We start from the raw sequence: 20,507 nt of genomic DNA, 5'->3' as shown, positions 1-20,507 counted from the left end.
GAGCACATCCTGTACTGGTCACACTGGCGTCGACGGCGCCAGCACCAAGCCCGCAACAGTCACTACAAGCAACGCGGGCACAGCCCCTGATCCTGTCCACCAGTCACGGCAAGCACCGTTGCAGTATTAGGGTTGCCCTGGGCGCCGGACATCGGCTGGCTGGTGAGGTCGCGCAGCCCGCGCACCAGGCTCTGGTACTGCGACCCCTGCCGGGCGGCGTCCTTGGTGCCGCGCTCTTCTTCGTAACCCGCCATGCGCCAGTCCAAGTCGGACCACAGGTGATTGGTTTCCGCGTAGGCCTGCGGAGCGTCCAGGCCCTGCAGCGCCCCCAGGGCGGGGAGTGCCAGCGCCGCAGCGCCGATCCTCGTGAAGGACCGTCGGGACAGCTCTCGTTCACTCATAAACGCTTCTCTCTGAGTCGTGAAACGGGGACGGCAGCGCGAAGCGGCACATCAGAACCGGCGCTTCCTCCTGGTGACAGGTATCTGCGGTGCGCCGGTCACGCTGCCTTGCGCCCGACGGGCGCACAGGACCTGACACATCGCTGGAGGCATGCCAGCGACACGCGTACCCGGGGACGGTTCTGCCTGCCGTGTCCTTGAGTCAACTAGGCCCCGCCGAGGCGCACCAGGCATTTCCACCGGCAGAAGTAGAAGCCGGACACTACTTCTGCCGGTCGCGTTCCGCAGGCGATGCTGAGGGCCAGCCTCCGATTCCCTGAGCCCCCATCTCGCAACCTTCGCCTTCGAAGGTTCCGAGACGGGTTGTCAGGGCCTGGTCGTACGGGCGCGCTTGCCGGCGCCGTAGCACAGCACCCCTTGCCGGAACCCGCATGCGCGCTCGGCAAGGAGCGCGCGGGCTCGGCGCGCCTCTTGCCACGGGCGGAAACGGCGCGCGCACCCTTGCCGAACCTGCGTGCGCGCCGGCAAGGGTGCGCGGTCTCGGCGCGCCCCCTTGCCGAAGGCGCGCACCGGCCCCAGGGCGGTCGCCGCGTTGCGCACGGCCGGGAAACGAGGAGCTGAAAGGAGGAGGAGGAGGTGAGGATCGTGGGCAAGCACAGCAGCGGAAAGGGCGGCGGGACGAAGAGCAGCGCGGCCCAGCGCATGAGTCCGGCCGCAGCGTCACGGGCGCAGTCCGCCGACGCGAAGAACCCCGGCAGCCGTACCGCCGAGAGCGGGTTCGCACCCCGGGCGCAGCGTACCCCTGGAGCATTCGAGTCTGGGCATGGCCATACTGAATTGATGCGGCGATCAGCCCTCGGGGCCGACGTCGGATAAACCAAGCCAATGTTCTGCGGAATCGGCTGGGTGCTAGGTTTCCTCTCCCGTCATCGGGAATCGCATCAGTGCGGCCATGCCGGTGACATTCCTCGTTGACCCATTCTCTGAATGCGGCCAAGTCCTCGGAGATCGCTTGCTCGCCGCGTGCCTCTCCCAGGCGTTTCCCGCCCCTCGGGCGTCGAAGATGGGGCTCGATCTTCCGGGGGAACAGCAGGTGGCTCGGGTGTAGACGCTCCAGGATCTGCGCTGCTGTGGCGACAAGCTCGATCACGACCCAGGGGTCGGGCCTGGCCTTCCCTTCAGGGAGCTTGTGTCCGTTCTCGTCCTCGGCGCCCTTGAAGTAGAGACCGTCCATCAACCAAAAGCCGGTGGCCGCATCGTTTCGGATGCAGCCACGTCTGAGATTGAGTACTACTGGCGGGAGGGGGTTATTCCGGCCGTGCACTATTCCCCTCCGGCCAGTAGTCCTCGATGGGCCTCGGCGGCTTGTCAGGAGACCGTCGGCGGGGTGTCTCGCAGGGTCACGTTGGCGTGGCTCTCCTGGAAGCTCTGGTCTGAAACGAGGGTCAGCCGGGCCGTGGACTGGAACTCTGGCAGGGAGGCGGAACCACAGGAGACCATCGTGGTCTTGAGCTTGGCGACGGTCAGGGCGAGCCCTTCGTTGAGGTCGCCTGCGTAGGGGACGTAGCCGTCCACGCCTTCCTCGAAGACCAGCCCCTGACCACCCTGACCGTAGCGCTGCCAGTTACGGGCACGGTTCGAGCCCTCACCCCAGTACTCCTTCACGAAGCCGTCGCGGGTGGGCAATTTCGCGCCAGCCGCTTGATCGAAGCGCGCGAAGTACCGCCCCATCATGACGAAGTCGGCCCCCATCGCCAGCGCCAGGGCCACGTGGTAGTCGTGGACCAGGCCACCGTCGGAGCAGATCGGCACATACTCGCCGGTGCGCTCGCGGAAGGCATCCCGGGCTGTTGCGACGTCCAGCACAGCGCTGGCCTGGCCGCGGCCGATGCCTTTCTGGTCGCGAGTGATGCAGATGGAACCGCCGCCCACACCGACCTTGACGAAGTCCGCCCCCGCCTCGGCGAGGAAGGTGAACGCCTCGCCGTCGACCACGTTGCCGCCGCCGACCGGGATCTCGGGATAGTGCTTCTTCACCCAGGTCAGGGCCTGCGCTTGCCAGTCGCTGTAGCCGTCGGACGAGTCGAAGCACAGCGCGTCCGCGCCCGCCTCCACCAGGGCCGGGATGCGCTCCTGGTAATCATGGGTGTTGACGCCCGCGCCCACGCGCAGGCGCTTGGCGGCGTCCACGACCTGGTTGGGGAATCGCTTGTTGTCCGTGTAGTCGGATCGGAACACCAGATGCTGCAGGTTGCCCTCGCCGTCCAACACGGGGAGGCAGTCAAGCCGTTCGTCCCACAGCCGGGCGTTGGCCTCGGAAAGCGTGGTGTCAGGCCCTGCATGGGGCAAGTCGGCGATGGCGGTCATCCGCCCGCTGACCGGTTCGGCCAGGTCGTGGCGTTGCGGGTGGAAGTCGCGGGAGGTCACCAGGCCGAGCAGGCGTCCGGTGGCGGTCCCGTCGTGGGTGACGGCGGCGGTGCTGTGACCTGTGCGGCGCATGATGTCGACCAGGAGACCCAGGCTGTCATCAGGCCGGACGTTCGTATCGCTGGTGACGAATCCGGCCTTGAAGTTCTTCACTTGGCAGACCGCTGCGACCTGGTCCTGGATCGACTGGTTGTGGTGCAGGAAGCTCAGACCGCCGTTGCGAGCGAGCGCGATCGCGAGTTCCGGTGTGCTGACGGCCTGCATGATCGCGGACGTGAACGGGGAGTGCAGCTCGATCGCCGACGGCTCGCCCACGATGTGCCGCACCAGGGGTGTGCGCAGCTCGACCGTCGCGGGCGAGCAGTCGGTCCGGGTCCGGTTGGGCAAGAGCAGAAACTCGTTGAACGTCCGTGAGACCTCGGCGATGATCTGTGCCACTCGTTCCTCCTGACCCGTCGGCCGGGGCCCGACTGCCCCGCCGTGAAGATCGCCCCCGTGTCCCAGGGCCCGGGCAGGCAGGGGTCGGCAAGGCAGCCGTGGAGGTGCCACAAACTGCGGCAGAGCCCTGACCGGCCCGTGGATCGAACGGGTGCGGTCGTGACCTGGCACCCTATCGATTGGCCAGCCGCAGCACGAATCGTGCCCCTCATCGGCAATCGCCACCAGACGGTTCCTTCAGGTCCTCGGCCCGGGCAGCGAGGTACTCGGCCCAGTCGCGTCGGGCGTAGGCGACCCAGCGGAGCACGGTATGGCGGTGCATCCCGGTCACGTCGGCGAGGATCGGGCTGGGGAGATCAGCAGCGAGGGCGGCCAGCGCCGCGTTGCGGGCGGTGCGGACCGGGATGCCATAGCGGCCCAGCTTCTGGGTCATGCCGTGCGTCGAGATCGGCTTGCCCGGGACCATGCCCGGGAAGAGCCACCGAGGCCCTGGGTGTACTCGCGAGAGCTGCGGCCGCAGTTGGGGCTGTTCGGCGAGATGTCGAAGGAGTCCGGCGAGCCGTGGCGGCAGCAGGACGGGGTGGCGGCCCAGGACCAGGTGGGTGTGCTTGTCGCCGTGCTTGAGGTGGTCAGGCGTCAGATGGCAGAGACGCTCGGTGGACGGGCCGAACAGCAGGGTGATCGCGCCGGCCGCCCGGACGTCCATGGGCAGGGCATCGTCGGTCAGACAGCGCTGGAGGAGCGGCCACCGATCGGCCTCGTCGAGCAGGTTCTGGGGCTCCTGCCTCGGGATGGAGGGGACGGTCAGTTCGCGGGTAAGCCGACGGCTCGTGGTCCATTTCAGGAAGTAGCGGATCAGGTAGCGCCGTTGGCTGGTGGCTCCGGCGATCCAGTCGTCGATGTACTCCTGGGTGAGGTCCACGATGGCCAGGCCGCGTTGGTCGATCCAGGCCAGGAACTCCAGGGCGACGCTGACGCGGCGGTGCAGGTCACGGTCTGCGGAGGCGGGGTAGCGCCGGATGGCCGCCCGTTGGCGGGCTCGTCGCAGCAGGAACCAGTGCATGAAGGGACGCGCGAGATTGGCGTGCGCGGTCGGCTTGTCCGCGAGCTCGTGTTCCAGCCAGCCAGGGGTGCGTTCGAGGTCTTCGTTGCGCGCGTCCAAGATGCCGGTGTGGACGAGGAGTTGACGGAAGTAGCGTTGGTTCTGGGTGGGTGGGAGCTCGTCCAGCAGCTCGTGGGTGAGCGTGTGCCCTTCGGCTGCGAGCCGGGCGAGGAGCTTGGTGTTCGGACTTTCCTTGATCCACTGGATGGCGGGGAACGGTGAGGGGGCAGATGCCAGCGCGGTCGCGAGCGGTTCCAGCTGCGGACTACTTTGCCGTCGGGCCCGGCCAGCAGGTTGTTGACCCGCTCGTTGAGGACGCAGTGGGCGCATCGGCCGCGGCTGTGGGGGTTGCCGGCCCGGCCGCACTGGTTGCAGGTGTAGTCGGCGGCGAAGCCGACGCAAGGTCCGCAGATCTCGGCGCCGTCGTCGTCCTGCGCGATCAGCGGCTGGACTGTGCCGCAGCGGGGGCACTCGGCCGGCGAGCGGAGAACGGCGGTGTAGCAGCTCTGGCAGACCGGCCCGATCGGCCACCGTGTCGTGATCGGCCGGGTGCGGGCGCAACGAGCGCACGTATCATTGGTGCGATTTCGCTGGTAGCAGGTTCCGCAGACGGGCTGGCCTTCCGCATTGCGATGGCAGGGCAGTACCCGGCCGCAGAGGGAGCAAGGGGCCTCTGGACCGCGGAAGCAGCTCGGACACAGATCCGGGGTGTCACCGGTGGCGTTGCGGGCGATGATACGGATCTCCCCGCAGCGTCCGCATGGGCGGCGGGGGCGTCGCTGCTGATTGTAGCAGTGGTGGCAAAGCACCTCGCCCTTTGACGACGGCGGCGGCCGCGGTCCCCCCGCAGGATGTGCAGGTGCGGTCCGGGCGTCGGTAGCACTGTTTGCAGATGTCGCGACCGTCGTCGCGCCGGACCACGGGGGCGTCGAGATGCCCGCACTCGGCGCACTCCTCGAATTTCGCGGGGTCGGCGCGATAGCAGGGGTGGCAGATTGGGCCTTCCGATCGGCGGCCGACGATGCGTACGTCCTCGTGTCCACAGCGTGCGCAGGTCGCTCGTCGGGTCTGCTGATCGCACGTGCCGCATATTCGTCCCTCGGGCCGCAGCCGCCGCAAGTCGGTCCGCACCGTTCCGCAGTGGGCGCATCCGGGACGGATCACGGGGTGCCCAGCGTCGCGCAGGACTTCGGCGAGCCGCAGCAGAACCGGCGGACAGAGTGAGCTGCCTGAGGTCAACGCCGCAGGGTGAGTCGCCAGGTGTTCGGCCAGTTCCTCAAGGAAGCGCGCTTCCCCGCGCACGGGGATCGGCACCGCGGTCACCAGCGCCGCTTCGGCCTCCTGGCGGCTGAGTGACGGCAGCGCCGAGGTAAGGTGTCCGACGACAGCGATCGTCGCGGCCTCCAGACGAGCGGCCTGCGCGGCAAGTCGGGCGACGATCGACGGGGCGGTCGGTGAGGGTGCGGTCACAGGCCCTCCGGCCGCCGGATCGAGGTCCGGCGCACGGCCGGAAGCGGGCCGGGCGTCTCGCCGCCGGCGGTCTTGCGGACCTCTTCGTTGACGACCTGGACCTCGATGAGGTCGTTGGGTTGGCAGTCGAGGATGCCACACAGAGCCGCGAGAGTGTCCATCGACATCCGCTGCGGCGGCTGTGTGACCAGGCGGAAGACCTGCTCGCGCGAGAGGTTGACGCCCCGTTCGGCCAGCAGCGGCACCAGGTCGGTGGTCTGGAACATCTCCCGGTCGGCCATGAGCTTGCGTAGGTTCCAGCGGTAGCCCATCTTCTTGATCACTTCGGGTCCTCCCAGATGCCGGGGTATCGCTGGCCCAACTTCTTGTGCACCAGCCGGTTGCGGTACTCGTCCGAGACGCCTAATGGTGCACTCGGGTAGTGGAACTCTCGCAATGCCTGCCTCACGTCCTGTGCCGTTGAAGGTTAAGCACTGTCGCTGAAGGCTGACGATCAGTAGGTTTGTGCCATCATGAGGAAGCGAATTCTGAGGTTCGGCTTGTATGCAGACGAGCAGGGACTGGCATGGGTCAGGGAACTCGTCGACCGGACTGTGGGGTCCCGGAGCGCCCGGATCATCGAGGCAAACGTTGCGCACACCTATCCCGATAGCGACCTGACGACCGCCGAAATGTATGATTTTCTGGCGGAACAGTGGCGCATCGAACATCCTGGTCAGAACAGCGGCGAGCGGGAAGCGGTCGAGCTGCGCGTCCACCTGGCGTGTTCCCTGCGGACATGGCGAGCGATCCGCAAGTCAGTGATCAAGTCTTTGTGTCCGGAAGGCATGACGCCCCACGCTTGCCGTGTTCCATGGTGCGCTGGCTGAGCTGGTGCACGGATTTCGGCAGAGGTTCCTAGTGACCTGAGTCAGAGATTCGGTGGCAGTAGGCGGCGACTTTGTCGAGGATCTCGTCGGCGGTCTTCGTCCAGACGAAGGGTTTGGGGTGTTCGTTCCAGTCGGCCAGCCAGGCACGGATGTCGCGTTCGAGGGCCTGGACGGAGCGGTGGACGCCGCGCTTGAGCTTCTTCTGTGTCAGCTCGGCGAACCACCGTTCCACCAGGTTCAGCCAGGACGCACTGGTCGGTGTGAAGTGCAGGTGGAAGCGGGAGTGGGCCAGCAGCCACCGCTTGATGTCCGGCGTCTTGTGGGTCGCGTAGTTGTCCAGGATCAAGTGGACATCAAGGCCGTCGGGCACGTCCCGGTCGAGCTTGGCCAGGAACTTCTTGAACTCCGCTGCCCGGTGCCGGCGGTGCAGGGACCCGATGACCTTGCCGGTCGCCACCTCCAGGGCGGCGAACAGCGTCGTGGTGCCGGCCCGGACGTAGTCATGACTGCGCCGCTCGGGCACCCCGGGCATTATCGGCAGCACGGGCTGGGACCGGTCCAGGGCCTGGATCTGCGACTTCTCGTCCACGCACAGCACCAGGGCTTTTTCCGGCGGATCGAGGTAGAGGCCGACGACGTCGCGGACCTTGTCGATGAACAGCGGATCGGTGGACAGCTTGAACGTCTGCGTGCGGTGCGGGGCCAGGGCGAACGCCCGCCAGACCCGCGAGACCGACGACTGCGACATGCCCGTGGCCGCCGCCATCGACCGAGTCGACCAGTGGGTGGCGTTCTTCGGCGTTTCCTCCAGCGTCTTGACGATCACCCGCTCGACGTCCGCGTCGGTGATCTTCCGGGGCACACCGGGACGGGGCTCGTCGCACAGGCCGTCCAGGCCCCGTTCGAGAAAACGCCGCCGCCAGGTGCGGACCGTGTCCGCAGCGATCCGCAGTCTGCGCGAGACCTCCAGGATCGAGTGGCCTTCGGCGCACTCCAGCACGATCCGCGACCGCAGGGCCAGTGCCTGAGCTGTCGAACGCCGACGCACCCAGCCTTCCAGCACAGCCCGCTGGGCATCAGTGACCGACAACGGCGCAATCTTCGGACCCGGACGACTCATACCCAACCAACGACAAACCTCCGACTCAGGTCACTAGTACCTCTCAAACGGCCGCAGGTCCAGCACGGCCCTGTGCCTGACCGGTGGTTCAGGCTGGTGGCAAGCAGCTCAATCCTCGCCGACTTGCAGAAGGGCGATCACGAACCCGCCTCCCCGGCCGGCGACTACACCGTCGAAGGTATGCCTGGTCACCGCATCCCAGCTGCGGCCGTTCTCCCAGGAACCGTTGATGTTGGAGAACCACTCTGCCCCTGGACCCAGAATCGATGCCACCTTTTCCGCGGCCCGCTTAGCATGGGCGCGATCGCGGTGCACTCGTCCGGGGAACACCAAGTCATCAGCGGAGAGGTTGACCATCAACTCGATCGCGGTGTCCCGGTTCACCGGGCTGAGGGCCGCCTCGACCTCCTCGACCATGGCGGGTCCCATGGCCCCGTCCACCGCCTCATGCGCCCAGTCGGTCTCGGCGTCCTTCGCAAGGGCATGGATATGGTGCGCAACATCGGCTCTGGAACTCCGGCACCAGCGGGAGTACACCCTCTCTTCCCCGGCCAGAGAGTTCATAAGAGCGGCGAGGGAGTCTCCAAGGTCCATGACAACATCCTGACAGAGCCAGATCGGACAGGACGAAAGGCTCCTGCTCCGCGTGACGACGGCAATCGCACAGACGACCACCGCTTGTCGAGCATTTGGGTTCAAGACGGGTTCTTGAGCGCACCGAGCCCGCGGCCAGCCGCTGACCGGCTACCCGCCCAGGGCCTGGGTCAGTTCTGTCTCGATTTCGTCCAGCACCGGCAGCATGCGCTCGGCCGCCCGCGCGCGCAGATCCCAGAACCGAGCGTAGATCTGGGCGCCCGGCCAGTGCTTCTCGTACAGGGCGTCGATGCCGAAGAAGGAGGTGAGGTTGTGCAGCAGCACCATCCGCGCGGCATACGGCTCCTCCACCCGGGCGCGCGAGGCTGCCGCCCTCGCCCGCAGCTTCTCCACCAGCGATGCCATCAACCGCCTCCCGCCCCGGGGCGAACACCCCAACTCGCCCGCATTGGCGACGAGTTGCTGGACAGTTCACACCACACTGCAGGAGAAGACCCCGAAACGGGGCTGCAGGGTCCGCGATTTCGGGAGTACTGTCGGCGGATCATGGTCACTGGCAACGACCGGTCGCTGTCACAGGGGCGCAGTACGGTCCTGTCATGGCAGCCAGAATCGATCTGACCCTCGATTGCGCGAACGCACAGCTCCTCGCCGGTTTCTGGAAGACGGCACTGGGCTATATCGACGAGCCACCGCCTGATCCCTTCAAGACCCGAGAGGAGTGGCTCGCGCAGTTCGACCTGCCAGAGGACGACTCCGAGGACGACGGGGCATGGCTCTGCAATCCCGACGGCGACGGCCCCCGACTGTCCATCCTCAAGGTTTCCGAACCCAAGACGGCAAAGAACCGGCTGCACATCGACGTCCGGGTGCCGGGGCACGGCAGCCCCGATGAACGGTGGGCGCGGATCAAGGAAGAGTCTGAACGGCTGGTGAAGGCAGGCGGGGCCGTCCTGGAGGAGTTCGACGGGCACCACATTGTGATGGACGACCCGGAGGGCAACGAGTTCTGCATCGCCGCAGCCTCGGCTTGAGATCGGCAGACAGCAGACTTCGGGCAAGGATCGACACCACAACGGGCAGCGATCTCCGCAACCCTCCACCAACTGCTGATCAACGGCACTCGAAAACACCCCCATGCCGGTGTCCCCCGCACCGGCATGGCGGCGGGGGCGGCACGACCGAGTCCACGGTGTCAACCGGTCTGCTCCGCGGTGGTCTTGCGTGCCCGCATGCGCTTGACCTTGGCGATGCTGCCGCAGGCCCGGCCGGTTTCTCCGGCGTACATGCTGCACCATGTGCGGGAGTTGTTGCGGGACTGGTCGTAGAAGACCCAGCGGCAGTCCGGGCACGTGCGGAGCCGACGCCAGCGCCCTTCGGCCACCAGCAGCGCCGACAGGCGCAGCAACTCGGGGATGACGCCGGGAGCCCCCCGGTAGACGAGTTTGTCGTTCTCGATGCGCACCGTCTGCGGGTGGCTCTGCAGCCACGAGTCGAGCCGCTCGCTGCCGCGTTCTTCAACGTCCGCGCGCAGATCATCGCGCAGCCGCATCAGCTCATCGACCTCATGTCCGCTGTCCGGGGCGGGCAGCCGTGCGAAGGAGCGCTGCCAGGCCGAGGGCTTCGCAGCCAGTTCCGGGAGCGTCTCGGTGGGGATGCGGGTGTCGTTGGGGATCAGCCAGCTGTTGAGGAAGGTGCGCAACTCCTCCGCGTCAGGTCCCGCCGTCGTTGTAGCCATGTCATCACCATAGGCGGTAAACAAGTCGACCGCCCGCTGTTACCGTCTATTTTTATGACTGGTAAGCAGCTGGCCGGGGCGCCTCCGAAGGTGTCCTTCCGCAACGTCCTGTCCCTTCCGGGCCACACGACCTGGTACCTGGCAGCCTTGCTGATACGTGCTCCCGTAGTGATGGCTCCCCTGGCTCTTGTCTTCGTCGGCTACACCGCCGGATCCTTCGCCCTAGGCGGTATGCTCGCCGCCGCCCATGCGCTGGGGGAAGCCGCAGGCGCCCCCGTCATAGGGCGCAGCTTCGACACCAAACCCTTCGTCCGCCAGCTACGCCTGTCCCTCGGAGTCGAGGCCGCCGCCTTCGCAGTACTCGCCCTCACCGCCTCCGACGCTCCAGTGGCGGTACTCCTCGCCCTCACCTTCATCGCGGGCGCCGCGGCCTCCGGTGCCCCCGGCGGGATGCGCGCCCAGCTTTCCTCCACCACCCCCGAGCACCTGCGCCCGGCCGCACTGGGCCTGGAAAGCTCCCTCAGCCAAAGCGTGTGGGCCATCGCACCGCCCCTGGCCTCACTGCTGTACGCGCAGTTCTCCGCCGTCGGCACGCTCCTCGTCATGGCCGTCTTGTCCGCAGCCCCCGCATTTTTTGCCCACCGCATCCCCCACACCGGCCAGCTCCGGCAAGCCAGCCTCCCGCAGGAAGCATCAGTGGGCACCGGCGCAGTGCTCAAGCTGGCCTGGCCCACCGCCCTGCTCTCCGCATCGATCATGTTCCTCATCGGCACCGCAGACGTCCTCCTGCCCGCCCGCCTCAAGGACGTCGGAGCCTCTCCCGCCCTGGCCGGACCCGTCATGACCGCGTTCGCCGTCGCCAGCGTGGCCGCCGGGCTCCTGTATGGCAGCCGCCGATGGCCCGGCAGCACCCGCATCCAAACTCTCGCCCTGCTCCTGGTCGCCGCCGCCGCCTTCGCTCTCCCCGGCCTTACCTCCAGCCCCTGGAGTTTCACCGCCGCCTTCGCTCTCGGCGGACTCCTCTACAGCCCCCTGATGACCATCAGGAACCTGGCCCTGCAAGAACGCCTGCCGCAAAGCACCTGGGCCACCGGCTTCTCCGTCCTCTACGCTGCCGCAGGCCTCGGCTACGGCGCGGCCGGCCTGCTGTCCGCAGCCATCCTCCGCACCGCCACCGCCGGCACCGCGTTCCTCATATGCACACTGACCACCACCGTGATCGGCGTCATCTCCCTGCTCGGAGAACGCCTGCACAGCCCCGCACCCCGAAGCACCGACGCCCCCGCCGACACCACCCCACTGCCAACAGCACCCGAGCACTGATGCAGGCGCGCCTGCCGGCGCGAGCTGCTCGTAGCCGCACGGCCGAAACCAGCGGGCCCGCGGCGCACACAGGTCAGCGAGCAATCGCGGGGGCGATCAGCATGCTCAGCGCCAGGGCGATGACGAGGGCCAGCTTCTCGTCCGTCAGGCCGTGCGGGGCTTCACCCGCGCGGGTGGTCACAGGCTGATCGGGCCGTGCACCGGCGGACACGCCGGTATCCAGATGCTGTGATCAAGATGACTGCGCGCGCCCTCGCCGGCGCCGCCCTCGCCCTGCTGCCCCTGACCACCGTCTCCCCGGCCCAGGCCGACGGGCCCGACGCGCCCACCCGGTACGCGAGCCTGCACGACGGCATCGAAGCGCTGCCGCTGGCCGCCGATTCCCGCACCGGCTACCAGCGCACCAGCTTCAAGCACTGGACCGACGCCGACCACGACGGCTGCAACACCCGGGCCGAAGTCCTGATCGCCGAATCCCGCGAGCGCCCCGAAATCGCCCCGAAGTGCAAGGTCATCTCCGGCCGCTGGTTCTCCTACTACGACGGCGTGACCGTCACAGACCCCAAGGGCCTGGACATCGACCACATGGTCCCCCTCGCCGAGGCGTGGGACTCCGGCGCCTCGCAGTGGAGGCCAGCACGCCGCGAGGCGTACGCCAACGACCTCGGAGCCGACCGTTCCCTCGTCGCGGTCACCGCCAAGACCAACCGGTCCAAGGCCGACCAGGGGATCCATCCACCTGGCTGCCGCCGCTGGCCGACGCCCGATGCACCTACGCCGCCGACTGGGTCGGCACCAAACTCCGCTGGTCGCTGACCGTCGACCGTACCGAGCGGGATGCCCTGCGCCGCCTGGCCGCGGGCTGCGGCCACACCCACGTCGAATACCAGTTGGTGCAGGGACGGCCACCCGACCTGTGACTGCCTGCCGGGCCTGCGGTCCTTCGTGCTGGGCACGAAGGACCGCAGTCTGTACCGGGTCAGCTGACGAGTTCGGTCAGGAACTTTTCCGGGATCAAGACAGCTCCCTGCCTGCGGGTATCGACCTCGGTGACGCAGTCGCCGAGCCGTGTCTCAAGTTGCTCGGCGCGGGCGTCGGGCCCCTGCAGGCTGCTCTTGTCGTCCTGCTCGCGCAGGAAGGCTCCCGCGTCGTAATGGCGGACCCACGGACGGAGTCGAGGAACGAGGACGTTCACCGGAACGCGACCATAAGCGCTCAAACGGGGGAATCTGGCAGGCGCCCTTGTCACTTCCATGACACGCAGCCTGGTGGGGACATCAAGCCGCGGCAGGTTGTGCAGGCAGGTTGTCGCGTACCTCGTCATAACTGCCGCTGGCTGCCACGCGTCCGCCGGTGAGTACGACGACTTGGTCGGCGGAGCGGATGGTAGACAGCCGGTGGGCGATGACCAGCAATGTGCACCCGGTGGAGATCCGGTGCAGTGTTTGGGCCAGCAGGTTTTCGTTGGCGCCGTCCAGGTGTGAGGTCGGCTCGTCCAGCAGCAGGATTTCGGGCCGGGCCAGCAGGGCGCGGGCGATCGCCACGCGCTGCTGTTCGCCCCCGGACAGGGCCGAGCCGTGCTCGCCCACCGCGGTGTCGAGTCCGTCGGGCAGGCGTTTGACCAGGCCCGCCAGGCCTGCCATGTCCACCACTTGGTGCAGCCACGCCTCGTCGGCGTCCGGTGCCGCATAGGTGATGTTGTCGCGGAGAGTGCCGTACATCAACGGGGAGTGCTGTTCCACCAAGCCGATGCGGGATCGCCATTGATCGAGTGTGTGCTCGGTGTGCGCGTCGCGGCCGTCGAGAGTGATCGTTCCGGCGGTGGGCTCGTAGAAGCGCCCGAGCAGGCTGAATATGGTGCTCTTGCCTGCGCCCGAAGGGCCGGCGATGGCTGTGCAACTGTTGCGGGGGACGTGGAAGGACACGCCGTCGAGAACCGTCTGGTCGGTGTAGCCGAATGTCAGGTTGCGCAGCACCAGCCCGGTGGGGGTGGTACTGGTGGCGCGGTGCGGCTGGCTGTTCCGGTCGCTCTCGATGGGCAGGACGAGCACGTCCTCAATCCGCTGCAGGGCCGCGAGACCGGTCTGCAGGGCGGGGCCGATGTCGAACAGGCCCGACATCGGCACGGCCAGGTAGTTCACGTAGAGCAGGAAAGCCACCAGCTCACCGACGGCCATGTCACCGGATGCGACTCGGGCCAGGCCAACCACGATCACCACAATCAGGGAGCCCTGTACGGCGAGTTCGATGGCCGGGGACACTACGGCGGTCAGACGGGCCGCGCGGACATTGTGCCGGTAGATCTCGCCGGACCGTTCCGAGAGCGCCGCGGACTCGCGCGGCACGGCCCGGCTGATGCGTACGGTCCGGATGGCGCTGAGCACCCGCTCCAGATCGGCGGCGAGGGAGCCGGTGGCCTCCTGGGCCGCGATGGTCTCTCGGCGGATGCCTTTGAGCACCACGGCGACCACGGCTCCGGAGCTGAGGACGACCATCATGACCACGCCGGTGAGCAGCGGATCGAGCCAGGTCATCATGCCCACGCCGCCGACCACGACGATGGTGTTGACGATCGCGTTGACCACGTCGGTGGCTAGGACATCGCGCAGCAGCGTGGTGTCGGTAGTGGTGCGGGAGATCAGGTCGCCGACACGCTGACGGTCGTAGACGGTCATGCGTAGCCGCAGCAGATGGTTGACCATCGCCTGCCGCAATCGTGTGACGATGCTCTCGCCCGCCTGGTCCAGCCGGTAGGTGGACCAGGCTTGCAGCGCGGCCTGCCCGCAGAAGACAGCGGCGAGCGCGCACAGCATTCCGAAGACCGGTCGGCCCCGTGTCGCCGAGTCGATGGTGCGGTTGACGATCAGCGGCTGGGCCAGTCCGAGTCCGGATCCGGCCAGCGCGAAGGCCAGGGCGAAGGCCAGTCGTCGCCGGCTGCCGCGTGTCCAGACGAGCAGGGTGCGGAAGGTGACACGGCTGACTTTCGGTTTCTCGTCCATAACTCCGCGGGTTTTCATTTCTGTGGCCGGCCGGGAAGATCGGTGGGGCGCAGACGGTCAGTCGACCAGTTCGTGGCCGCGCCGTATCGCCTCGGACAGCCACTGTTCGACCTCCACGATGCGCGTGGCCACCATGGGGTCCAAGTCGTCTGTCAAGGCCCCGGGGGCGAGGATGTTACTGTCCAGCAGGTGTTCGGCCGACAGGTCGGCCGGGTCGACACGGCTCACTATGGCCCGGCTGAAGATCTGCTTGGTGGTCGGGAGGTGCGGCAGGGCCGCTGGCGGCATGAGCTTGACCACTTGCGACTTCATCCGCCAGTACGGGTACGGGAACCGCGCGTCGTAGCGCCGGTGCAGCGGCAGCCGCTTGGCCTGTTCGACGAATGCCGGGTCCAGGAAAGGATCCTCGTTACGTATCAAGCCGGCGGTCCGCAGCCGCTGGTGTGGGTACAGATCGCTCCATGCCTCCATGGCAGCCAGGGAATCGTGGTGCGACTCATGCAGGTGCACCAGCGACCGTGTCCATTCCTGTGCCCACTCCCCTGCGATACCGCGGTAGGGTTCGGCGAGAAAATGGTGCGCCGGGTTGCGGCACAGCTCGGGCCAGGAACAGGCCAGGTACATCATGGCTCGGCGCCGCCGGGTGGTGAGGTAGGAGAGCACCGCGAGCGATTCGAGTTTCCGGGTGGGCTGGTATTCGCCGCGATGGTCGCTCCAGTATCGCCGCAGAGTGCGCCAGGTTCTGTTGCGCAGCAGAGCGGGTGTCAGGTATTGACCGCTGCCCAGCAGCTCATCGGCGCCGTCACCGGTCAGCAGGGTGTCGGCGCCTGCATCGTGGGCAAGTTCCACCAGCATCCGGTTGGCGTCGGGCAGGGCGTCCAGACGTGGCCCTTCCGGGTGCCACTGCGGCTTGCCCGCCGGCCGCCGGGTCATGGGAACGATGCGCAGCTCGCACTTGAGGCCGAGGCCATCCAGCAGACCGTAGACCACGGGTACGTTCGATTTCCCCTGGTCATCGATCATTTCGATGGCGACCGCAGTGATCTTGCGTCGGTCGCCGTATTCCAGAATCAGGTTGGACAGGACAGCGAGGGAATCGAGGCCTCCTGAGGTGGCGACCGCGATCCCCTCGCTGTCACCGACGGCACGCCGTAACGAGGCGAGGAACTCGCCGCGCAAGCTGTGTATGCTGAAGTCGCCCGCCGGCCAGGGCGGTTCCATCACCATGTCGGGACCGCCCTCGAAGGGGCTGGTCGGGCCGAACTCGCCCCGGATGGCCGGCCAGGTCAACCACAGCGTCAGCTTGCGCCGGGAGATGCGCTTGTGCGGCATGCCGTCATCCATTCTCGGTTACTTGCGGGCTTCCCGGCCCAGTACGTCGGCGAGGCCGGCCAGCGAGGTGCGGATCGAGCCCGCGGTCTCTGTCACCTGAACCTGCTCGGCCATGAAACGGCCGCGCACGCCCTTGCCGCGGATCCCGTCACCCGGCTTGCTCTTCTTCGACATGCTGTCTCCTTTTTCTTCCAATGAGGGGACGAAGGGCTTCGAGTGCCGCCCTTCGTCATTCATGAGAAGCCAGCGCACCGCCGAAAGGCAATGCCGTGCAATTGGACTGGGAAAGCGTCCAATACCTCCCAATACCACAGGAGCCTTCCAGAGCCGATGCCGCACCTTGGACACTTTTTGGACCGGGCACATCGGCACCGGTGAAGGTCATCCATCTTCGGGCAAACGTGATCTGCGTCGCAGTCACGGCATGGGCATTGCGTTACCTTTACCAAGGCCCGCCTGGGAAACCTGGACGGTTCGCCGTTTTCGCTCATTCGCACGGCCAGGGAGTGGTATGGGACGCCCCTTACGTGAATTGACTCCAACCGCATCCGCGCTGCACCGGTTCGGGGCCGAGCTGCGCAGGATTCGGATACTGTGCGGACTTTCCCAGCGCGAGCTCGGCCTACGGGTCATGCACAGCGGCTCGACCGTGTCAAGGATCGAGAAAGCCGAGCGCTGGCCGAGTCTGGATTTCGCTTTGCGCTGTGACGAATCACTGCAGGCCGACGGAGCGCTGATGGCACTATGGGGCGCGGTACAAGAAGAGAGAAACGCCGCACCATTCTCCCGCGAACAAGTCGACGAGTCGGATGCGCAGAACTTCCCGCTGTTCAACGAAATACTTAGTATTGTCCCTGCGGTCGCCCCGCACGTACTGGCCGAAGTGCGGCATCTGACCGGTCGCATCACCGGAGACCTCCTGGCGCTGCAGCGACTCATGGCCGATCATCCCAGCGGCGACCTCCTGCACAAACGCCTTCACGAGACCATCGTCTCGCTAGCCGGTGACGCGTCCCCGTCCCAACCGCACCCGACCTTCTCGACACCCCCCGTCGGCACCCTTCGGACAGCGGAATGACACGACCGATGCACCCGACAGAACCTGTAGAGACCATGCCTCCCATAACCCTGCGCCCCTCCACCACGGCGGACCACACGGCGCTGCTCGCGCTCATCGACGCCGACCGGCTCCCCGGCCAGCCATGCGCCACCTCATCCCTGCTCACCCAGAGTCTGCAGGGCCGGGCAGCCGCAGACGACCACTGGTGGGGCGCCTTCGAAGCGCCGCAGGTGCAGGTCGCGCTCGGCCCGGGCCGCCACCTCTTGGGCGCCGTCTGCTGGTCGGTTCGTCCCGAGGACGACACTCGTGAAGCCACCGGAGTGATCCTCTGGCTGCACTGCCGCGAGGACAGTTCCGTCGCCGAGGCGCTGATCACTCATGTGCTGACCTCCGTGGCTCCCCACCCCGTCGAAGCCTTCCAATTCGCCACCGCGCTCACCCAGGGTCTAGAGGGCCTGCCGGCGGGCCACCGGCAGGCGACCCACCGAGCGCTTGAGCACGCCGGATTCACGGGCGAACGCCTATGGCGGTACATGCGCGCCGACCTGCCCCGTCCTGGCCACCCCCCAGTTGAGGGCGTCCACATCACCGCGGAACCGGATCCACAGGCGCCTCAGCGTCTGACGGCCCATGACGGTAGCCGCACGGTGGGCGAAGCGGTCATTGGCCACCCGGTGCAGGGCATCGGCATCCTCAGTTGGCTGGAGGTCGTCGCCGACGCACAAGGAAGGGGCCTTGGGCGGCAGTTGCTCGGCTCCGCTCTTGACGCCCTCGCGGCCCTGGGCGCCACCCAGGCGGTGCTCTATGTGGATGACGACGAGACACCGGGCGGCGAACGCGACCGGACCGCCGCCAATGCTCTCTACGAGTCGACCGGCTTCACGGAGGTCGACCACCTGTGGTCGTATGTCCGGCACAGCGAGGACGAAAGCACCCTGCCGCCTACGTCGCAGGATATGGCCGTCTCTGATGACTCTTGATCGGGCCCTGGGCTGATCGTCGACGCAACGTGAGCCACCCCATGCTGCGCCGACTGCCGCTCCGGACACGCCAATGACAGCGATCGGACGGTTCCGAGTGTTGAACGGCACGAAACAGTTCAGCGGCGCAGTAAAGAGTTCGGCCTATAGTTCAGCAACGCAGTGAACTGTTCAGCGTCCGGTCGTGGGCCCTGCTGTGCGTCCGCTGCTTGAATCATCGGGCCTTCGATGGGGCAGGGAATCGGGCGCCGTGCGACGGCAGGCGTTTCACAGGGGCAGGTGAATTCCTCAGGCGGTGGATGTGGGGATGGTCCAAGGGCGCAGCCTGATCCGCTGTGGTCCGGCCGGTGGGGGTTTGGGCTCGCGCCAGTAGGCAACGAACCATCGAACGCGGGCCCGCCCCGCCGGGCAGCCTGGAGTCGCCACTTCGGTTTCTCGCCCGTCGGGGCCAGGCTCGATTAATCCCGGCCTGCTACGGGGCAGGTCGGGCTATCGTCGCTGCATGGCCCGATCTTGCGTGTGGAGCAGGCCGGGCCGACCCCCGACAGCGAGCGGATCGCTATGACGTGCGCGCTCGCACTGACCGCCGACTTCGTCGACCACGTCGACGGCCCCGGAGAGTGCGAGCACCGGCTGCTGACGGTGCTCGGCGGCGCCCTCGACTGACCAGACCACACCACCGCGGAACCGAAGCACAGGAACAGCGCCGGCCCGGGCAGGCCCGCCTGCCCGGGCCGCCCGCATGCCCGGCCAACGGACGCACTCAGGATGCTGAGCGGGCCTCGCCGAGTTTCGTCGTGCTCGTGCCGGGGCCCGCCGCACACGAGCATATCGGCTCGGCCGCAGGGGCAGGATCGGCTCGCCCTCGCTTCTGAGCAAGGCGAACGGGGCCCAGGCGGGCCGGGCCGGCGGCGGCCAGATGCCGGTGACGACCCGGCCCGGCCCGCCTGCCCCGCCCCGCTGCCTCTTTTCACCGTTTCCGGCAGGGGCGGGAGACTGATGCAGTGACCACCACCCCTGCACCCCGCGCCCTGGGCCGGGGCGTTGCCCAGCTCATCCCCCGAGGCCCACGAGTTCAGAGATACTGAAGGGCCTTCATCGGGAACCCGAGGCTGCTGGCTCCTGTTGTGGGCTATCGCCCGGTGGGTTCGTGGCGAACATGCCTGAGGAGCGGATGGACTCCGGTGATCATCAGCTCGCGTTGCTGCTGGCGCTGAAGTCGTATCAGCGGATGGGGTGTTCCCGAAGTCGGAGACGTACCCGGAGGTGGTGGTCGACTTCGTCCGCCGCGCGGTCGAATTGCCCGCGGGCACCTGCGGTCGCCCGCGATCACCTCCGCGAGCACCAGGTCGCGGAAATGTCGTCCCCGTCGGCGGGCCCCGTACCGCCCGTACGTCAGGTGCCGGGCGAGGGCGCCGACGAGGTGTTCGCGTACGCGCGGATCCGGCCACCCCACTCCATCGCGTCGGCCAAAAGATCCACCGGCGGGTACGCGAGCCGGTACCACAGCGGCCGATCGCCCCACTCATGGTCGCTGTAGTGGGTAAGCGCGGCGCGCATCGCGGCCACGGTCGCCGGACGCTCGGGACGGAGAACTGCATCAACTCCAGGACAAGATCGCAATAATGCGAGTAGTTGCATATATGGAAACTAGCTGCCATTATTGGATCACTGAGAAACAGTGAACAAGGGGTGATTCTGTTGGAACGCAATATGGACCCGGCAGAGCAGTTGCAAGTCATCATGGACGCCCCGACGCTCACCCGACCCGCCAGCATGCGCGAACGGATCCTCGGCGTAGCGTCAGTAGCCGCGCTTTACACGGGCCTTGCCGTTGCCCTCGCTCATGGCGTGCCCACCGTGATCGGTGTCTTGATCCTGGTAGCGTCACTTTATTTGCTGTTGCGATGGAACTGGTTTCACGGTCGCGCCACCCGCCGCAGGCCCCACACCAAAGTGGAGAATGCTGCACGGTTCTTGATGGCGCCGATGTTGGGTGCGTCAACAGCAGGGCTCCTTGGTGGCGGTCCGGAACCGCTTGGCTTTTCGCTGGCGGCAGCGGCTCTGCCAGCCGCGTCCTTGATGGTCTACCTTGCCCTGCGGTGGAGGCGCTAGCAAGATGACCGGCGAGCACCCTCGCACCCGCCTGCTGACAGTGATCCACTCTCCCACTCGCCTGGCGATCCTGGGGACACTAAGGCACGTCGAGCAGATCGACTTTGCCGACCTACAACAGGCCCTCGACCTGTCAACCGCCGAACTGTCACGACAATTGGCTATCCTGGAGAAGGAAAGTCTGATCGAGATCGGCAAGTTCCGCGAGCGGCGGCACCCGGTGACCCGAATCTGGTTCTCAGAATCAGGACGCCAACGGTTCGACGACTACCTCAACCAGCTACGCCAAGTCGTCCAGGCCAACCTTTGATGACGCCGATGCGGGCCTGCCCATGGGCAGGCCCGCATCGGCGCGGATGTACGTTCACCCCTGCCAAATGCATATGGTGGACAGCGCCCGGTACCACGCCGTCGCTGTCGTCAACGCTCCCGGCTCTTAGCACGAGTAACAGCCCTCCGCGGGCCGGACCGGACACCTCGACATCCTGGCACCGCCCTTCTCGGGGCGGCGCTTGCGCACGCGTCCAGGTAAGAAGCCC

Annotated in this window: 23 protein-coding genes and 1 pseudogene; 9 read left to right on the top strand and 15 right to left on the bottom strand. The window is 67.1% G+C overall.

The window, feature by feature from the left end; genetic code table 11:
• Nucleotides 1–62 precede the first annotated feature (62 nt).
• The 5 genes from ACZ4QV_RS41595 to ACZ4QV_RS41575 form a co-directional block, all read right to left on the bottom strand.
• Nucleotides 63–401 (bottom strand): hypothetical protein, encoded by a 339-nt coding sequence (locus ACZ4QV_RS41595; RefSeq protein WP_467764473.1) that lies wholly within the window; start codon nucleotides 399–401, stop codon nucleotides 63–65.
• Between the two features lie 1,368 nt (nucleotides 402–1,769).
• Nucleotides 1,770–3,266, bottom strand: coding sequence for an IMP dehydrogenase (locus tag ACZ4QV_RS41590; RefSeq protein ID WP_467764472.1), 1,497 nt, complete (start codon nucleotides 3,264–3,266; stop codon nucleotides 1,770–1,772).
• 208 nt (nucleotides 3,267–3,474) lie between these two features.
• Nucleotides 3,475–4,698, bottom strand: coding sequence for a hypothetical protein (locus ACZ4QV_RS41585; RefSeq protein ID WP_467764471.1), 1,224 nt, complete (start codon nucleotides 4,696–4,698; stop codon nucleotides 3,475–3,477).
• 381 nt (nucleotides 4,699–5,079) lie between these two features.
• Nucleotides 5,080–5,838, bottom strand: a complete 759-nt coding sequence (locus ACZ4QV_RS41580) for a hypothetical protein (protein ID WP_467764470.1) — start codon at nucleotides 5,836–5,838, stop codon at nucleotides 5,080–5,082.
• Complete coding sequence (locus ACZ4QV_RS41575; RefSeq protein WP_467764469.1) at nucleotides 5,835–6,161, bottom strand: helix-turn-helix domain-containing protein; 327 nt, start codon at nucleotides 6,159–6,161, stop codon at nucleotides 5,835–5,837. Before ACZ4QV_RS41575 ends, ACZ4QV_RS41580 begins: the two co-directional genes overlap by 4 nt.
• A 189-nt stretch (nucleotides 6,162–6,350) precedes the next feature.
• On the opposite strand from ACZ4QV_RS41575, the gene ACZ4QV_RS41570 reads away from it, so the two are divergent.
• Nucleotides 6,351–6,707 (top strand): hypothetical protein, encoded by a 357-nt coding sequence (locus ACZ4QV_RS41570; protein WP_467764468.1) that lies wholly within the window; start codon nucleotides 6,351–6,353, stop codon nucleotides 6,705–6,707.
• Nucleotides 6,708–6,735: 28 nt separating this feature from the next.
• On the opposite strand, the gene ACZ4QV_RS41565 is transcribed toward ACZ4QV_RS41570, so the two are convergent.
• From ACZ4QV_RS41565 to ACZ4QV_RS41555, 3 genes are all read right to left on the bottom strand, one after another.
• Nucleotides 6,736–7,827 carry an IS630 family transposase gene (locus ACZ4QV_RS41565; RefSeq protein WP_467764467.1) on the bottom strand — a complete coding sequence of 364 codons (1,092 nt, stop codon included), beginning with the start codon at nucleotides 7,825–7,827 and terminating at the stop codon, nucleotides 6,736–6,738.
• Between the two features lie 108 nt (nucleotides 7,828–7,935).
• A complete protein-coding gene (locus tag ACZ4QV_RS41560) occupies nucleotides 7,936–8,421 on the bottom strand; it encodes a hypothetical protein (protein WP_467764466.1) in 486 nt (161 codons plus the stop codon).
• Between the two features lie 150 nt (nucleotides 8,422–8,571).
• Nucleotides 8,572–8,826: a hypothetical protein gene (locus tag ACZ4QV_RS41555; protein WP_467764465.1), complete on the bottom strand. Its 255-nt coding sequence runs from the start codon at nucleotides 8,824–8,826 to the stop codon at nucleotides 8,572–8,574.
• A gap of 194 nt (nucleotides 8,827–9,020) precedes the next feature.
• Between ACZ4QV_RS41555 and ACZ4QV_RS41550 the strand changes: the two genes are divergently transcribed.
• A complete protein-coding gene (locus ACZ4QV_RS41550; protein WP_467764464.1) occupies nucleotides 9,021–9,455 on the top strand; it encodes a VOC family protein in 435 nt (144 codons plus the stop codon).
• Nucleotides 9,456–9,616: 161 nt separating this feature from the next.
• On the opposite strand, the gene ACZ4QV_RS41545 is transcribed toward ACZ4QV_RS41550, so the two are convergent.
• Complete coding sequence (locus ACZ4QV_RS41545; RefSeq protein WP_467764463.1) at nucleotides 9,617–10,159, bottom strand: CGNR zinc finger domain-containing protein; 543 nt, start codon at nucleotides 10,157–10,159, stop codon at nucleotides 9,617–9,619.
• A 54-nt stretch (nucleotides 10,160–10,213) separates the two neighbouring features.
• On the opposite strand from ACZ4QV_RS41545, the gene ACZ4QV_RS41540 reads away from it, so the two are divergent.
• A complete protein-coding gene (locus tag ACZ4QV_RS41540) occupies nucleotides 10,214–11,482 on the top strand; it encodes an MFS transporter (RefSeq protein ID WP_467764462.1) in 1,269 nt (422 codons plus the stop codon).
• 73 nt (nucleotides 11,483–11,555) lie between these two features.
• On the opposite strand, the gene ACZ4QV_RS41535 is transcribed toward ACZ4QV_RS41540, so the two are convergent.
• Nucleotides 11,556–11,693, bottom strand: coding sequence for a hypothetical protein (locus ACZ4QV_RS41535; protein ID WP_467764461.1), 138 nt, complete (start codon nucleotides 11,691–11,693; stop codon nucleotides 11,556–11,558).
• Nucleotides 11,694–11,710: 17 nt separating this feature from the next.
• On the opposite strand from ACZ4QV_RS41535, the pseudogene ACZ4QV_RS41530 reads away from it, so the two are divergent.
• Nucleotides 11,711–12,402 (top strand): annotated as a pseudogene (locus ACZ4QV_RS41530) (HNH endonuclease family protein).
• A 59-nt stretch (nucleotides 12,403–12,461) separates the two neighbouring features.
• Here the strand turns inward: ACZ4QV_RS41530 and ACZ4QV_RS41525 are convergent.
• The 4 genes from ACZ4QV_RS41525 to ACZ4QV_RS41510 form a co-directional block, all read right to left on the bottom strand.
• Nucleotides 12,462–12,677 (bottom strand): hypothetical protein, encoded by a 216-nt coding sequence (locus ACZ4QV_RS41525; protein WP_467764460.1) that lies wholly within the window; start codon nucleotides 12,675–12,677, stop codon nucleotides 12,462–12,464.
• Between the two features lie 82 nt (nucleotides 12,678–12,759).
• Nucleotides 12,760–14,481, bottom strand: a complete 1,722-nt coding sequence (locus ACZ4QV_RS41520) for an ABC transporter ATP-binding protein (protein WP_467764459.1) — start codon at nucleotides 14,479–14,481, stop codon at nucleotides 12,760–12,762.
• A 57-nt stretch (nucleotides 14,482–14,538) separates the two neighbouring features.
• The gene (locus ACZ4QV_RS41515) at nucleotides 14,539–15,825 is read right to left on the bottom strand and encodes an asparagine synthase-related protein (protein WP_467764458.1); all 1,287 of its coding nucleotides are present in this window, start codon (nucleotides 15,823–15,825) and stop codon (nucleotides 14,539–14,541) included.
• A 6-nt stretch (nucleotides 15,826–15,831) separates the two neighbouring features.
• Nucleotides 15,832–15,987, bottom strand: a complete 156-nt coding sequence (locus tag ACZ4QV_RS41510) for a triculamin-like lasso peptide (RefSeq protein ID WP_467764457.1) — start codon at nucleotides 15,985–15,987, stop codon at nucleotides 15,832–15,834.
• A gap of 337 nt (nucleotides 15,988–16,324) precedes the next feature.
• Here ACZ4QV_RS41510 and ACZ4QV_RS41505 point away from each other — a divergent pair, with 337 nt between their 5' ends.
• From ACZ4QV_RS41505 to ACZ4QV_RS41495, 3 genes are all read left to right on the top strand, one after another.
• Nucleotides 16,325–16,891 carry a helix-turn-helix transcriptional regulator gene (locus ACZ4QV_RS41505; protein ID WP_467764456.1) on the top strand — a complete coding sequence of 189 codons (567 nt, stop codon included), beginning with the start codon at nucleotides 16,325–16,327 and terminating at the stop codon, nucleotides 16,889–16,891.
• Between the two features lie 35 nt (nucleotides 16,892–16,926).
• The gene (locus tag ACZ4QV_RS41500; protein ID WP_467764455.1) at nucleotides 16,927–17,853 is read left to right on the top strand and encodes a GNAT family N-acetyltransferase; all 927 of its coding nucleotides are present in this window, start codon (nucleotides 16,927–16,929) and stop codon (nucleotides 17,851–17,853) included.
• Nucleotides 17,854–18,366: 513 nt separating this feature from the next.
• Complete coding sequence (locus tag ACZ4QV_RS41495) at nucleotides 18,367–18,519, top strand: hypothetical protein (protein ID WP_467764454.1); 153 nt, start codon at nucleotides 18,367–18,369, stop codon at nucleotides 18,517–18,519.
• A gap of 729 nt (nucleotides 18,520–19,248) precedes the next feature.
• On the opposite strand, the gene ACZ4QV_RS41490 is transcribed toward ACZ4QV_RS41495, so the two are convergent.
• Nucleotides 19,249–19,413: a hypothetical protein gene (locus tag ACZ4QV_RS41490; protein ID WP_467764453.1), complete on the bottom strand. Its 165-nt coding sequence runs from the start codon at nucleotides 19,411–19,413 to the stop codon at nucleotides 19,249–19,251.
• A gap of 132 nt (nucleotides 19,414–19,545) precedes the next feature.
• On the opposite strand from ACZ4QV_RS41490, the gene ACZ4QV_RS41485 reads away from it, so the two are divergent.
• Both ACZ4QV_RS41485 and ACZ4QV_RS41480 read left to right on the top strand, forming a co-directional pair.
• The gene (locus ACZ4QV_RS41485; RefSeq protein WP_467764452.1) at nucleotides 19,546–19,968 is read left to right on the top strand and encodes a hypothetical protein; all 423 of its coding nucleotides are present in this window, start codon (nucleotides 19,546–19,548) and stop codon (nucleotides 19,966–19,968) included.
• 4 nt (nucleotides 19,969–19,972) lie between these two features.
• Nucleotides 19,973–20,278 (top strand): transcriptional regulator, encoded by a 306-nt coding sequence (locus ACZ4QV_RS41480; protein WP_467764451.1) that lies wholly within the window; start codon nucleotides 19,973–19,975, stop codon nucleotides 20,276–20,278.
• Nucleotides 20,279–20,507: the final 229 nt, after the last annotated feature.

It is taken from the genome of Streptomyces sp. NPDC026394 (assembly GCF_055567735.1).
This window is presented reverse-complemented; position numbering and strand designations above follow the sequence as displayed.

Excerpts from the sequence above, each read along its gene's own strand:
- ACZ4QV_RS41595 (WP_467764473.1), bottom strand. The coding sequence starts at position 401 with ATGAGTGAACGAGAGCTGTCCCGACGGTCCTTCACGAGGATCGGCGCT.
- ACZ4QV_RS41585 (WP_467764471.1), bottom strand. The coding sequence starts at position 4,698 with ATGCGCCCACTGCGTCCTCAACGAGCGGGTCAACAACCTGCTGGCCGG.
- ACZ4QV_RS41570 (WP_467764468.1), top strand. The coding sequence starts at position 6,351 with ATGAGGAAGCGAATTCTGAGGTTCGGCTTGTATGCAGACGAGCAGGGA.
- ACZ4QV_RS41565 (WP_467764467.1), bottom strand. The coding sequence starts at position 7,827 with ATGAGTCGTCCGGGTCCGAAGATTGCGCCGTTGTCGGTCACTGATGCC.
- ACZ4QV_RS41560 (WP_467764466.1), bottom strand. The coding sequence starts at position 8,421 with ATGGACCTTGGAGACTCCCTCGCCGCTCTTATGAACTCTCTGGCCGGG.
- ACZ4QV_RS41555 (WP_467764465.1), bottom strand. The coding sequence starts at position 8,826 with ATGGCATCGCTGGTGGAGAAGCTGCGGGCGAGGGCGGCAGCCTCGCGC.
- ACZ4QV_RS41550 (WP_467764464.1), top strand. The coding sequence starts at position 9,021 with ATGGCAGCCAGAATCGATCTGACCCTCGATTGCGCGAACGCACAGCTC.
- ACZ4QV_RS41545 (WP_467764463.1), bottom strand. The coding sequence starts at position 10,159 with ATGGCTACAACGACGGCGGGACCTGACGCGGAGGAGTTGCGCACCTTC.
- ACZ4QV_RS41540 (WP_467764462.1), top strand. The coding sequence starts at position 10,214 with ATGACTGGTAAGCAGCTGGCCGGGGCGCCTCCGAAGGTGTCCTTCCGC.
- ACZ4QV_RS41520 (WP_467764459.1), bottom strand. The coding sequence starts at position 14,481 with ATGGACGAGAAACCGAAAGTCAGCCGTGTCACCTTCCGCACCCTGCTC.
- ACZ4QV_RS41515 (WP_467764458.1), bottom strand. The coding sequence starts at position 15,825 with ATGGATGACGGCATGCCGCACAAGCGCATCTCCCGGCGCAAGCTGACG.
- ACZ4QV_RS41510 (WP_467764457.1), bottom strand. The coding sequence starts at position 15,987 with ATGTCGAAGAAGAGCAAGCCGGGTGACGGGATCCGCGGCAAGGGCGTG.
- ACZ4QV_RS41505 (WP_467764456.1), top strand. The coding sequence starts at position 16,325 with ATGGGACGCCCCTTACGTGAATTGACTCCAACCGCATCCGCGCTGCAC.
- ACZ4QV_RS41500 (WP_467764455.1), top strand. The coding sequence starts at position 16,927 with ATGCCTCCCATAACCCTGCGCCCCTCCACCACGGCGGACCACACGGCG.
- ACZ4QV_RS41490 (WP_467764453.1), bottom strand. The coding sequence starts at position 19,413 with ATGCGCGCCGCGCTTACCCACTACAGCGACCATGAGTGGGGCGATCGG.
- ACZ4QV_RS41480 (WP_467764451.1), top strand. The coding sequence starts at position 19,973 with ATGACCGGCGAGCACCCTCGCACCCGCCTGCTGACAGTGATCCACTCT.